Source organism: Xanthomonas sp. DAR 34887, assembly GCF_041245805.1.
GTDB classification, from domain to species: domain Bacteria; phylum Pseudomonadota; class Gammaproteobacteria; order Xanthomonadales; family Xanthomonadaceae; genus Xanthomonas_A; species Xanthomonas_A tesorieronis.
The window spans coordinates 4,098,812-4,110,186 of record NZ_CP162490.1 but is presented as its reverse complement, the minus strand read 5'-3'; the positions used below and the strand labels follow the sequence as shown (position 1 = coordinate 4,110,186).

Annotated in this window: 12 protein-coding genes; 4 read left to right on the top strand and 8 right to left on the bottom strand. The window is 69.9% G+C overall.

Features of this window, described 5'->3' with window-relative positions; all coding sequences use genetic code 11:
• Nucleotides 1-14: 14 nt before the first annotated feature.
• The gene (gene ahpC, locus AB3X08_RS17520; protein ID WP_039007575.1) at nt 15-578 is read right to left on the bottom strand and encodes an alkyl hydroperoxide reductase subunit C; all 564 of its coding nucleotides are present in this window, start codon (nt 576-578) and stop codon (nt 15-17) included.
• A gap of 214 nt (nt 579-792) precedes the next feature.
• Here ahpC and prmC point away from each other — a divergent pair, with 214 nt between their 5' ends.
• Nucleotides 793-1,626: a peptide chain release factor N(5)-glutamine methyltransferase gene (prmC, locus tag AB3X08_RS17515; protein WP_369934039.1), complete on the top strand. Its 834-nt coding sequence runs from the start codon at nt 793-795 to the stop codon at nt 1,624-1,626.
• Nucleotides 1,627-1,713: 87 nt separating this feature from the next.
• The gene (gene pip, locus AB3X08_RS17510) at nt 1,714-2,655 is read left to right on the top strand and encodes a prolyl aminopeptidase (protein WP_369934038.1); all 942 of its coding nucleotides are present in this window, start codon (nt 1,714-1,716) and stop codon (nt 2,653-2,655) included.
• A 141-nt stretch (nt 2,656-2,796) separates the two neighbouring features.
• Here the strand turns inward: pip and AB3X08_RS17505 are convergent, their stop codons facing one another.
• The 5 genes from AB3X08_RS17505 to AB3X08_RS17485 form a co-directional block, all read right to left on the bottom strand.
• Nucleotides 2,797-3,489: a hypothetical protein gene (locus tag AB3X08_RS17505; RefSeq protein ID WP_369934037.1), complete on the bottom strand. Its 693-nt coding sequence runs from the start codon at nt 3,487-3,489 to the stop codon at nt 2,797-2,799.
• Nucleotides 3,490-3,806: 317 nt separating this feature from the next.
• Nucleotides 3,807-4,700: a transglutaminase-like domain-containing protein gene (locus AB3X08_RS17500; protein ID WP_369934036.1), complete on the bottom strand. Its 894-nt coding sequence runs from the start codon at nt 4,698-4,700 to the stop codon at nt 3,807-3,809.
• 76 nt (nt 4,701-4,776) lie between these two features.
• A complete protein-coding gene (locus AB3X08_RS17495) occupies nt 4,777-5,574 on the bottom strand; it encodes an N-formylglutamate amidohydrolase (protein WP_369934035.1) in 798 nt (265 codons plus the stop codon).
• Nucleotides 5,567-6,118, bottom strand: coding sequence for an NUDIX hydrolase (locus tag AB3X08_RS17490; protein ID WP_369934034.1), 552 nt, complete (start codon nt 6,116-6,118; stop codon nt 5,567-5,569). Before AB3X08_RS17490 ends, AB3X08_RS17495 begins: the two co-directional genes overlap by 8 nt.
• 159 nt (nt 6,119-6,277) lie before the next feature.
• Complete coding sequence (locus tag AB3X08_RS17485; RefSeq protein ID WP_369934033.1) at nt 6,278-6,544, bottom strand: LysR substrate-binding domain-containing protein; 267 nt, start codon at nt 6,542-6,544, stop codon at nt 6,278-6,280.
• Nucleotides 6,545-6,592: 48 nt separating this feature from the next.
• Between AB3X08_RS17485 and AB3X08_RS17480 the strand changes: the two genes are divergently transcribed.
• Nucleotides 6,593-7,369 carry a hypothetical protein gene (locus AB3X08_RS17480; RefSeq protein ID WP_369934032.1) on the top strand — a complete coding sequence of 259 codons (777 nt, stop codon included), beginning with the start codon at nt 6,593-6,595 and terminating at the stop codon, nt 7,367-7,369.
• A 48-nt stretch (nt 7,370-7,417) separates the two neighbouring features.
• Here AB3X08_RS17480 and AB3X08_RS17475 read toward each other — a convergent pair whose 3' ends face one another.
• Both AB3X08_RS17475 and AB3X08_RS17470 read right to left on the bottom strand, forming a co-directional pair.
• Nucleotides 7,418-8,341, bottom strand: coding sequence for a 5'-3' exonuclease (locus AB3X08_RS17475; protein ID WP_369934031.1), 924 nt, complete (start codon nt 8,339-8,341; stop codon nt 7,418-7,420).
• On the bottom strand, nt 8,338-8,913 hold the full coding sequence (locus tag AB3X08_RS17470; protein ID WP_184411765.1) for a nitroreductase family protein: 576 nt from the start codon (nt 8,911-8,913) through the stop codon (nt 8,338-8,340). The genes AB3X08_RS17475 and AB3X08_RS17470 overlap by 4 nt, the downstream gene beginning before the upstream one ends.
• Nucleotides 8,914-9,068: 155 nt before the next feature.
• Here AB3X08_RS17470 and AB3X08_RS17465 point away from each other — a divergent pair, with 155 nt between their 5' ends.
• Nucleotides 9,069-11,309, top strand: coding sequence for a DUF1631 family protein (locus AB3X08_RS17465; RefSeq protein WP_369934030.1), 2,241 nt, complete (start codon nt 9,069-9,071; stop codon nt 11,307-11,309).
• Nucleotides 11,310-11,375: the final 66 nt, after the last annotated feature.

Sequence of the window (11,375 nt, the reverse complement as noted above, 5' to 3'; positions counted from 1 at the left end):
GAGTGGGGCGCGGCTTAGATCTTGCCGACCAGGTCCAGCGACGGCTTCAGGGTCTTTTCGCCTTCCTTCCACTTGGCCGGGCACACTTCGCCCGGGTGCGAGGCGACGAACTGCGCGGCCTTGAGCTTGCGCAGGGTCTCGGTGACGTCGCGGGCGATCGCGTTGTCGTGGATTTCGAGGGTCTTGATCACGCCTTCCGGGTTGATCACGAAGGTGCCGCGCAGGGCCAGGCCTTCCTCGTCGATGTGCACGCCGAACGCGCGGGTCAGCTGGTGGGTCGGGTCGCCGACCAGCGGGAACTGCGCCTTGCCGACGGCCGGCGAAGTCTCGTGCCACACCTTGTGCGAGAAGTGGGTGTCGGTGGTGACGATGTAGACCTCGGCGCCGATCTTCTGGAACTCGGCGTAGTTGTCGGCGGCGTCTTCCACTTCGGTCGGGCAGTTGAAGGTGAAGGCGGCCGGCATGAAGATCAGCACCGACCACTTGCCCTTCAGGTCCGCGTCGGTGACTTCGATGAATTCGCCGTTCTTGTAAGCGTTGGCCTTGAACGGCTGGACCTGGGTGTTGATCAGAGACATGGAGTTTCCTCGTGGTTGCGAAGGGGGACGGGGGATAGAACGAGGCTCATGATAGGAGGGGGCGATAGATACCTCAAATCGATTGATGGAATTGAATAGATAGGTCGTGCCTATCGCTATTCAAGCCTGGCTCTTTGCTGCGCTGCGGGGGAACGCGCAGGTCCGACGTTCTACCACGTTGGCTTTTCCGGACCGCTGCGGCATCGTGACGTCGATGAACGCCCCCACCTCCGAGTCCCTGTTGCGCGCGGCTAGCGCGCAAATCGACCGCGCCGACGCCGAAGCCTTGCTGGTCCACGCCCTGCAGCGCGACCGCGCCTGGCTGTTCGCGCACGCCCGCGACCCGCTGCCCGCCGATGCCGCCGAGCGCTTCGGCGCCCTGCTGGCGCGGCGCGCGCAGGGCGAGCCGGTGGCCTACCTGACCGGCCGCCGCGGTTTCTGGACGCTGGACCTGGCGGTCGGCCCGGCCACGCTGATCCCGCGCGCCGACACCGAGCGCCTGGTGGAACTGGCGCTGGAGCGCCTGGACACGGTGCCGGGCCGCCGCGCCGCCGACCTGGGCACCGGCAGCGGCGCCATCGCGCTGGCGCTGGCCAGCGAGCGGCCGCAGGCGCAGGTGCTGGCCACCGACCTGAGCGAAGCGGCGCTGGCGGTGGCGCACGCCAATGCGCGTGCGCACGGCCTGCACAACGTCCGCTTCGCCCACGGCCCCTGGCTGGCGCCGCTGGCCGGCCAGCGTTTCGACCTGATCGCCAGCAATCCGCCGTACATTGCCGCCGGCGACCCGCATCTGGCGCAGGGCGACCTGCGCTACGAACCGGCCAGCGCACTGGCATCCGGTGCCGACGGGCTGGACGACATCCGCATCATCGCCGCCGGCGCATCGGCGCACCTGCTGCCGGGCGGCTGGCTGCTGCTGGAGCATGGCTGGGAGCAGGGCGAGGCCGTGCGCGCGCTGCTGGCCGATGCGGGCTTCGATGCCGTGGCGACCCACCAGGACCTGGAAGCGCGCGACCGGGTCACGTTGGGGCGTTGGCTGGCTGATTGAGGCGATCGCTGACGGCTGCGTCTGGATGCAGGCGCGGGCGGTGCCGCCGCTTCCTCGCTAAAATCGGGTTTTTCCGCAGGAACCGCCATGCGTACGCTATATCCCGAGATCGAACCGTTCGACAGCGGCATGCTGCCGGTGGACGCGCGCCACACGCTGTACTACGAACAGTGCGGCAACCCGCAGGGCAAGCCGGTGGTGCTGCTGCACGGCGGGCCGGGCGGCGGTTGCAATACCAAGATGCGCCGCTTCCACGATCCGGCCAAGTACCGCATCGTACTGTTCGACCAGCGCGGCGCCGGCCGCTCCACGCCGCATGCGGACCTGGTCGACAACACCACCTGGGATCTGGTCGCCGACATCGAGAAGCTGCGCGAAACGCTCGGCATCGAACGCTGGCAGGTGTTCGGCGGCAGCTGGGGCTCGACCTTGGCGCTGGCCTATGCGCAGACCCATCCGCAGCGCGTCACCGAGCTGGTGCTGCGCGGCATCTTCATGCTGCGCCGCTGGGAACTGGAGTGGTTCTACCAGGAAGGCGCCAGCCGTCTGTTCCCCGATGCCTGGGAACACTACGTCGCGGCGATCCCGCCGGTGGAGCGCGCCGACCTGATCTCCGCCTTCCACCGCCGCCTGACCAGCGACGACCAGGCCACGCGCCTGGCCGCGGCGCGCGCGTGGAGCGTGTGGGAAGGCGCCACCAGCTTCCTGCACGTGGATGCGGATTTCGTCAGCGGCCACGAGGACGCGCAGTTCGCGCTGGCGTTCGCGCGCATCGAGAACCACTACTTCGTCAATGGCGGCTTCTTCGAGGTGGAAGACCAGTTGCTGCGCGACGCGGGCAGGATCGCCGACATCCCCGGGGTGATCGTGCAGGGCCGCTACGACGTGGTGTGCCCGCTGCAGAGCGCGTGGGAGCTGCACAAGGCGTGGCCGAAGGCGACGCTGCAGATCACGCCGAGCGCCGGCCATTCCGCGTTCGAGGTGGAGAACGTCGACGCCCTGGTGCGCGCCACCGACGCCTTCGCCTGAGGCCGGCACGCCGTGTGCCGCATCGGCGGCGCACGGCATGCGGCAACGCCCGCACCGTCTGCCCGGTTCCGGCCGGCCGCGCGGCATCCGCCATCGGCTTGCGCCTGCGCGTGGCCGTCGCTGCCGGTTGTGGCGCCCCCCTCAGCCCTTCCTTTTTGCCGCGTTTGCCCGGTGATACATGCGATCGACTTCGAACACGCCGCCGCGCTGCGATTCGGCATGGCCTTCGGCGCGGATATGCACGCGCAGGCTGTCCGCATCCTGCGCATCGGCGGTGTAGCGGTAGGACACGCGGATGCCGTTGCTGGTGCTGATTTCCACCACCATGCCGTCGGGATTGTCGTGCAGCAGCGCCTGCACCCCGGGCGCGATCTGCACGCGCGCGCCGGACAGCGGCAGGATCACCACCTCGCTGCTGTCAGGGCGGCCGAACACCACCGATTCGCGGGTGCGGTACAGCAGCAGCGTGTCGCTCAGCGGCGCGGCGAAGTCCATCTCCGGACGCAGCATCTGCAGCGGACCGTTGGAACGGCGTGCGCCGGATCCACCGCCGGGAGGGCCGCCCGGCGGGCCGCCTTCGCCGCCTGGACCGCCCGGTGGGCCGCCGCGACCGCCGCCGGGGCCTTCGCCGTCGGGCGCGGGGCCGCCAGAGCCCTTTTGCCGCGGCAGCGCGCGTTCGGCGGCCTTTTCGGCCTGCTTGGCGGCTTTTTTGTTGGCCTTGGCATCGGCCTGCCATTGCGTCGGCGGGTCGGTGGCCACCTGTTGCGCGAACGCCGGGACCTGCAGCATCAGCACCAGCAGCAGAAGAGGTGGACAGCGACGGCGAACGGGCACGGCAAAACTCCGACTGGCGACGAGTCCGGCGATGCTAAGGGGCGGCGTTTGCGCGCTCTTGCCGTGGTGTGTCGGCGCCGGCCATGCAGCGCGCGCCGCTTCTTTCGCGACGGGACCATGGCGCTTTTCGGGAAGAGCTGGTCGGCGGGGTGACGAAGGCGCTGGCGAAGTGCCGACAGTGCGCTGCAGTCGGGACTGAAGTCCCTCCCACAAATGCCGGCCTGTCCGTCGCGACCGATGCTCGGCCAGCCGCGACCAATGCTCCGATCCCGCACGTCACTGCGGGATGAGGCGGCTACGCCTGGGGCGAAAGCGCCCTACAGGTAAAGACCCTCGGTTTGCAGCGCCGCCGCGCCGTTGCTGGCGCCCCCCGCGGCGCTGGCAGGACGCGGATCCAGCCGGGCCTGGTCGGTCTCGTCGGTCCACACCACGAACGATTCCAGCGTGTTGTAGCCGAAGGTGTTGCTGATCGCCACGTCTGCGGCGTCGCGGCCGCGCGCGATCAGCACCCGGCCGATGCGCGGCAGGTTGTGGCGCGCGTCGAAGGTGTACCACTGCCCGTCCAGGAACGCCTCGAACCAGCCGGAGAAATCCATCGGCGCCGTCGAGGCGGGCACGCCGATGTCGCCCAGATAGCCGGTGCAGTAGCGCGCCGGGATGTTCATGCAGCGGCATAGCGCGATCGCCGCGTGGGCGAAGTCGCGGCACACGCCGCGGCCTTCCTGCAGCGCCTGCGCCGCGCTCTTGGTCGGCCGCGCGTGCTCGTAGCCGAATTCGATCTGCGCATGCACGTAGTCGCAGATCGCCTGCACCCGCGCCCAGCCGGTCGGCGCGGTGCCGAACAGGTCCCAGGCCATGCCGCTGAGCAGGTCGGTCTCGCAGTAGCGGCTGCCGAGCAGGTACATTAGGGTGTCGTCCGGCAACTGCTCCACCGGGGTCTGCTGTGCGTCATAGCGGTACTGGTCGGGCAGGCCGCTGTCGCGCACCACCGCGTCGGCGCGCAGGGTCAGCAGGCCGGCCGGGGCCAGCATGCGCGTGCAGCTGTTGCCGAACTGGTCGCGATAGCCGCGCAGCGGGATCGCCGGTTCGGTCTGCAACGCGGTGGCCACGACGATGTCGGTGCGGCGGCTGTCGTGGATGTCGAGCATCGCCAGCACCGGGGTCGGCTGCAGGAAACGGTAGCGGATCTCGTAGCCGAGGCGGATGAGCATGGGGGCAGGGGTCCGGTGCATGCAGCGAGGGGGCGCCCGATTGGACGGCAATGCACCGAGAGTGCGCAGCCTGCGCTCAGCCCGGTGTGAAGGCAGCTTGCAACCGATTCAGCATGCTGAGCAAGCGCTGCGCCCATTGCCGTTGGCCTGCCGGGTCGGCGATCAGGTCCTGGCGGATCTCCAGTTCCACGTGCGCCAGGCCGCGCGCCTCGGCATGCACCGGGATCGCGTAGTCGGTGGCGTCGCTGACCGAATACGGCTGGTTGTCGCCGACCACCAGGCCCGGCTCGGCGCGCAGTTCGGCCAGCAGCGCGTGCGCGAAGCGGGTGTCGCGCTGGTACAGCACGCCGGCATGCCAGGGCCGCGACTGGCCCGCCATCGTCGGAGTGAAGCTGTGCATCGCGATCAGGATGGTGGCCAGGCCGGCGTCGCGGCGCCGGTCCAGTTCCGCGGCGATGCGCGCGTGGTAGGGCGCGAAGATCTCGCGGGCGCGCGCCGCGCGCGCGGCGGCGTCCAGCCCCTGGTTGCCGGGCACCACGGTGCCATCGCTGACCTCGGCGATCGAACCCGGCGCCGACAGCGGCCGGTTGCAGTCGATCACCAGTCGCGAATAGGTCTGCAATATCACGAACGCATCCAGCGCCTGCGCCAGCTCGGCAGTGACGCCGGCGATGCCGATGTCCCAGCCGATGTGCCGGTCCAGTTCGCGCTGCGGCAGGCCCAGACCGGCCAGCGCCTGCGGGACCTGTTGCCCGGCGTGGTCGGCGATCAGCAGGTAGGGCGAACGGCCCTGCGCCTGGAGTACCCGATAGGGCGGCGGATCGCCGGCGCCGAGCAGGGACGGCGCGGCGGCGTTCGCGGTTCGGTCAGCCACGCGGGGTGCCGTCCAACTGGTGCTCGATCATCCACAACCCGGCCCACAGCTTGGCGTCCAGTTCGTAGCCTTCGCCCATCTTCTGCACCAGCCAGGCCGCCGCGCGGGCGCGCGGCACCGTGTGCACGGTGATGTCCTCGCTGGCGTCGCCGCCGCCGTCGCCGACCTTGCGCAGGCCGCTGGCGCGAACGAAGGCGACCTTTTCGTTGCTGGCGCCGGAAGAGGTCGGGCCGATCATCAGGACCTCGGCGTGGTCGGCGGTCCAGCCGGTTTCTTCTTCCAGTTCGCGCACCGCCGACACCTCGATCGATTCGCCCGCGTCGATGTCGCCGACCAGCCCGGCCGGCATCTCGATGGTGCGCGCCTGCAGCGGCACGCGGAACTGTTCGACGAACAGCACCTCGTCGTCCGGCGTCACCGCGACGATGATCGCGGCCAGGCCGCCGGCGTGCACGCGTTCGGAATATTCCCAGGTGCCGCGCACCACCATGCGCTGGTATTTGCCTTCGTAGACGACGCGGGGCGGGGAATCTTGGCGGGTCATGGCTGGCGTTCGCTCTGCTGAGGAAGGAAGAGGGCGCCGCGGTTCGCGATCACCCGATGACCGAAGTGTAGGGCCTTCGACGTCGCGACGATGCCATGGCGCCGCGCGCCGCGTGCCGTGTTCGCTGAGGGCAGAGCGCCAGGCGCCATGAGCGGCACGCTACCGCTTCGCCGGGAAGGCATGCGCGGCGTCGTGCTCGCGCAGTACGTCGATGAAGGCGCGCAGCGCGGCGGGGACGTGGCGGTGGCCAGGGTAGTAGAGGCATAGCCCGGGGAATCGAGGACACCAGTCCTCCAGCGCGGCGACCAGGTCGCCCTGCGCCAGATGGTGGGCGATCCAGGCCTCGTGGGTCGAGATCAGGCCGACGCCCGCCAGCGCGGCGCCGATCAGCAGCGTGGAACTGTCCAGCGTCACGAAACTGTGCACAATTTGCAGCGGACATGCGCGCGAACGGCTGCTTCTAAGGAGAACATCGTGAAAGCACTATTCAGCGCAACCTCTACATCTACAGCAATCGCACTGGTGCTTGCTGCGTGTAATCCGCAGCCGACAACGCAACAGCAAGCGTCAGAGCCGGCGGCGTCCCCAACGGCACCGGCTAAGGGTGCCATCGTACCTGGCGCGGAAAACGTCGAGGTGCCTAGTCGCTACGCGCTTCAACCGAACGAGCAGGTGCCAGTGGCTCAGAGCTGGGAAACTTATCTGGGTAGCTTATCGGCAGAGGATCGCCAGTACGTCGCATCTTTCAATGCGAAATATGCTGGCGTGCTGGAGTTCGCCTCGCCCGATGAGCTGAAGCGGATGGCCGCGTTGGGTATTCCTTTGCCCTCGGAGATTCTGGAGAGCAGGATGCTTACGGATAGCGAGCTCAAAGCCATGGCGAGCTCGGGCAACATCAAGGCACAGATGCTCTATGCAGATCGGGCGATCACCTCGGCGAGTGCAGCGCCGTCGGCGGTCAAGGATTCCAGCTCCGGCACCGGTCCTGCGCTCGACGCCATTTTGCTTGCGGCCAAGGTGGCGCAGTCCGATCCCAGTCCCTTCGGTGCCTATCTCGATGGACGTGCGCGCTACGAGCTGGGCGTGGATCGGGCCCCGGAGTACATGGCAGGCGCGCTGGTGGCCGCACAGCAGCGCGGTGACACTCGTGCCACGGCGATGCTCAACACGTTCTCGCAGAACAACCCGGAAATGAGAGCATCCACCGTAAACAGCGTCGCGCAGAGCCTGAGCGTTCAGCCCAGGCAGTGAGGTCGGCAGGCCCTGTTATTAGACAGGGCCTGCTTTGGGCTTCGGGGTCTACTCGCCGACCGCCGCCAACCCCGCCGCCTGCACCAGGCGGCGTCGGGTCAGCGGGCCGAAGCGCAGCGCTTCGCACAGGCCGTGCAGCATGTCGGCGTCGGCTTGGCCGCGGGCGAAGCCGGGTGCGGCCGAGTGCAGCGGCGCGTCCAGGGCGATGGTGGCCAGTTGCCGCCACAGCAGTGCGTGCTCGCGCTGCTCGCGCAGGCGCACCGCCATCTGTGCCGCGCCGCGCAGGCGCAGGAACGCCACTTCGTCGATGCGCGCCAGCAGCGTGTCCAGGTCGCCGAAATGCGCCAGCAGGATCGCCGCGGACTTGGCGCCGATGCCGGTGACGCCGGGAATGTTGTCGATCGCGTCGCCGGTCAGCGCCAGGTAGTCGGCGATCTGGTGCGCGTGCACGCCGTGCCGCGCCTTGACCCCGGCCAGGCCCCAGCGCTGGCCGCGCGCGTAGTCCCACTGTTGGTCGAGATCGAGCAGCAGCAGTTGCGACAGGTCCTTGTCGGCGGACACGATCACGCCGTGGAAGCCGCCGCCGCGCATGCTGTGCAGGGCGCTGCCGATCAGGTCGTCGGCCTCGTAGTCGTGATGCGCCAACACGCCCAGGCCGAGCGCCGCGCACAGCGCCTTGCAGTGCGCGAACTGGCGCCGCAGCGCGTCCGGCGCCGGCGCGCGGTTGGCCTTGTAGGCCGGGTACAGGCGATTGCGGAAGCAGCTGTCCAGCGCTTCGTCGAAGGCGATCGCGATGTGCTGCGGGCGCTCGCGTTCGAGCAGGTCGAGCAGGAAGCGGGCGAAGCCGTGCACCGCGTTGGTCGGCCAGCCCTGCGCGTCCTGGAACTCGTCGGGGATCGAGTGCCAGGCGCGGAACACGTACAGGCTGGCATCGACCAGATACAGCGGCCGCGTCGGTGCCGCTGCGTTCACGGCGTCCAATCGCTCAGCAGCTGCTGCGGATCCGGACGCTCGCGCTCCGGCACCTGCATGCGCGGCGTGCCGATATGGATGAACCCGGCGATGCGTTCGTTCTCGGCCAGGCCCAGCCGCGCCGCCACCGCGTCGTCGTAAGCCATCCAGGCGGTCAGCCACTGCGCGCCGAAGCCGTAGGCCTGCGCCGCCTGCAGCAGCGCGAAGCAGACCGAGCCGGCGGTCAGCCATTGCTCGATCTCCGGCACTTTCGCCTCGCGCTGCAGCCGCGCGATCACCGCGATCGCCAGCGGCGCGTGCGCGAAGCGTTCGCGATCCTTCTCCACCGCGGCGGGCGGCGCCCCCGGGTCGCGCTGCAGCGTGCGCTCGGCCAGGAAGTCGCCCAACGCCAGGCGCGCCTGGCCGGCGATGCGCAGGAACCGGAACGGCACCAGCTTGCCGTGATCGGGCACGCGCACCGCCGAGCGCAGCATGGCCAGCAGGGTCGCCGCGTCGGGTCCCGGCTCGCCCAATTGCTTGGATGGCACCGAGCGGCGCTCATCCAGCGCTTGCAGCGAATGAAGTGTGCGCATAGTCTCGATTCCGTGGGGCGGGCGCCGGATTATAGTCGCGTGCCCAAAAGCGGCAGCGGATGCCGCGGTTACACGGAGAGTCAAGCTTCATCCTCGATCTGCCGCTAACTTCCGAATTGACATCGGTCTCACTTGCGCTTGCGTATCACTCTGCCATGACAATCGCCGAATTTGCCGAGGAGCTGCTGCCCAGCCGCAACTCGGACCTGCTCGATCAGGTCCGGGACGTGGTGTCGGTGCCGCTCGCCGGGGCGTTCGGCGAGGTGCTGGACGTGCTCGCCGATGCGCTGTTCCGCATAGCCGAGCGCGCGGGGCCGACGCAGAACGACTATTTCGAGGCGATCCAGCTGCTGCGGCAGCAGCGCGAGCCGATCGCGGCGCGCTTCCGCGGCCACCTGGCGCAGGCCTGGCAGGCCCTGGAAGCCGGTCGCCCGCTGTCGGTGGAGCGCACCCTGGCACGCGAGCGCGGCGATCTGAGCCTGGTCTCCGAACAGGAACTGGACGTCCGCCTGGCCGTGCGCAACCTGGCCGGCGCGATCCAGCACCGCTGGCGCCCGGAACTGATGCGGCTCAACCGGTTCCTCGGTTTCATCGCCGGCGGCCAGCGTATCGATGCCGACAACAACCCGTTCGGTCCCGAGCACGTCGGTGCGGCGGTGTATGCGGCGCTGCACGGACTGGTACTGGCGCCGCAGGTGCAACTGGCGATCGTCAAGATCTGCGAACAGGAGCTGCAGGAGCGCGTCGGCGAGCTGTACGCGCGGCTGGAGCAGCGCCTGGACCAGGTCGCGCGGGCGCGCTCGCTGCCGCAGGGGCGCGCCCGCCGCCGCGCGATCCCGCGCAACGGCGCCAGCGGCGACGACGCGGCGCCCGACTGGATCACCCGGTTCTTCGAGAGCTGGCATGCCGCCGCGCCGCTGTCGGCCGCGCAGCGCCGCGCCGCGCGGGTGCTGGACGCGCACGCCCGCGACGAGCAGGAGGTGCTGCCGCCGGCGCTGCGCGCCTTGCTGCACGAAGCGCAGCCGGTCGCCTCAGACCCTGACGACGATGCGCGCCGCAGCCTGTCGCCGCGCGAACTGCTGTCGGTGCTGTCGCTGCTGCAGACCACGCCGCTGGCCGGCTTCGCCGCGATCGTCGAACACGGCGGACCGCTGGCGCAGGGGCTGCGGCGGCAGGTGGTAGCGACCGGCGCGTCGCTGGGACTGGACCCGGCCAGCACGCGCCTGGAGCCGGCCGACGCGGACACGCTGGACCTGGTCGGCCTGCTGTTCGAGGTCATGCTCGACGAGTGCGTGCTGCAACCGGCGCAACGCGAACTGCTCGGACAGATGCTGGTGCCGCTGGCCAAGGTGGCGCTGATCGACGGCCGCCTGTTCGTGCGCGACGGGCATCCGGCGCGGCGCCTGCTCAATCTGCTGGCCGACGCCTGCGACGGCAATGCCGGCGAGAGCGCGATCGAGCAGGTGCTGCAGGCGCAGGCGCAGGCGGTGGTGGAGCGGGTGGTGAGCGAGTTCGACGAGCACCTGGCGGTGTTCCTGACCCTGGAGGCGGAATTCGCCAGCGCCTACGAGCAGTACCGGCGCCGGGTGGAGATCGCCGAGCGCCGTGCGGCCGAGCTGCAGCGCGCCGAGGAGCGCCGCGACAAGGCGCGGCGCCTGGCCGCACAGGCCGTGGAGGAACGCGTGCAGGGCGCTGCGGACGGAATGGCCTTGCCGGCGCCGATCGACACCTTCCTGCGCCAGCCGTGGTGCCAATACGTGCAGCAGTCGGCGCTGCGCGACGACGGCCATGGCGCAGCGGTGAGCGCGGCGCTGGCGCTCGGCGATGCGGTGCTGGCGCAATGTCGCCAGGCGCAGGCCGGCAGCGGCGTGCCGGCGGGCGGCTGGCTGCAGCCGCAGCGCGCCGAACTGCTGCGGCTGTGGACCAGCGTCGGCCTGGACGCGGCCGCCGCCGAGGCCGCCTGGCTCGGCCTGCAGGCGGCGCTGGACGATGTGGCGCATGCGCGTCCGCTGCAGGCGCCGGCACCAGCGCCGGCGATGGTGGCTCCCGAAACGCCGGCCGCCGAGGCCGTGCCGGCGTTGCCCGAGCCGGCGCAGGCGACCGATTTCGACCACGCCACCGCCGAGTATTTCCGCACCCTGGCGATGGGAACCTGGCTGGACTTCGTCGATCGCGAAGGGCGCGTGCAGCCGGGCAAATTGTCCTGGGTCAGCCCGATCTCGTCGCGGCTGATGTTCGTCAACCGGCGCGGCGGCCGCCTGTGCGTCGCCTCGCCGGAAGCGCTGGCGATGATGGTGCAGCTGGATCGCTTGCGCCTGCATCGCGACGACGATGCGTTCTACAGCGCGATGCAGGGTGCGGTGGACCGGTTGGACCGAGTCGCGGTCGCGGCCTGAACGCACTGCGATAGGCGGCGTTTCGCACGGTCTTGCAGGTGGCGTTACGCAAAGACCGCCTAGGAT

Bases quoted from the DNA above. Each gene is read 5' to 3' on its own strand.
- AB3X08_RS17500 (WP_369934036.1), bottom strand. From the start codon at position 4,700: ATGCTCATCCGCCTCGGCTACGAGATCCGCTACCGTTTCCTGCAGCCG.
- AB3X08_RS17465 (WP_369934030.1), top strand. From the start codon at position 9,069: ATGACAATCGCCGAATTTGCCGAGGAGCTGCTGCCCAGCCGCAACTCG.
- AB3X08_RS17470 (WP_184411765.1), bottom strand. From the start codon at position 8,913: ATGCGCACACTTCATTCGCTGCAAGCGCTGGATGAGCGCCGCTCGGTG.
- AB3X08_RS17490 (WP_369934034.1), bottom strand. From the start codon at position 6,118: ATGACCCGCCAAGATTCCCCGCCCCGCGTCGTCTACGAAGGCAAATAC.
- prmC (WP_369934039.1), top strand. From the start codon at position 793: ATGAACGCCCCCACCTCCGAGTCCCTGTTGCGCGCGGCTAGCGCGCAA.
- pip (WP_369934038.1), top strand. From the start codon at position 1,714: ATGCGTACGCTATATCCCGAGATCGAACCGTTCGACAGCGGCATGCTG.
- ahpC (WP_039007575.1), bottom strand. From the start codon at position 578: ATGTCTCTGATCAACACCCAGGTCCAGCCGTTCAAGGCCAACGCTTAC.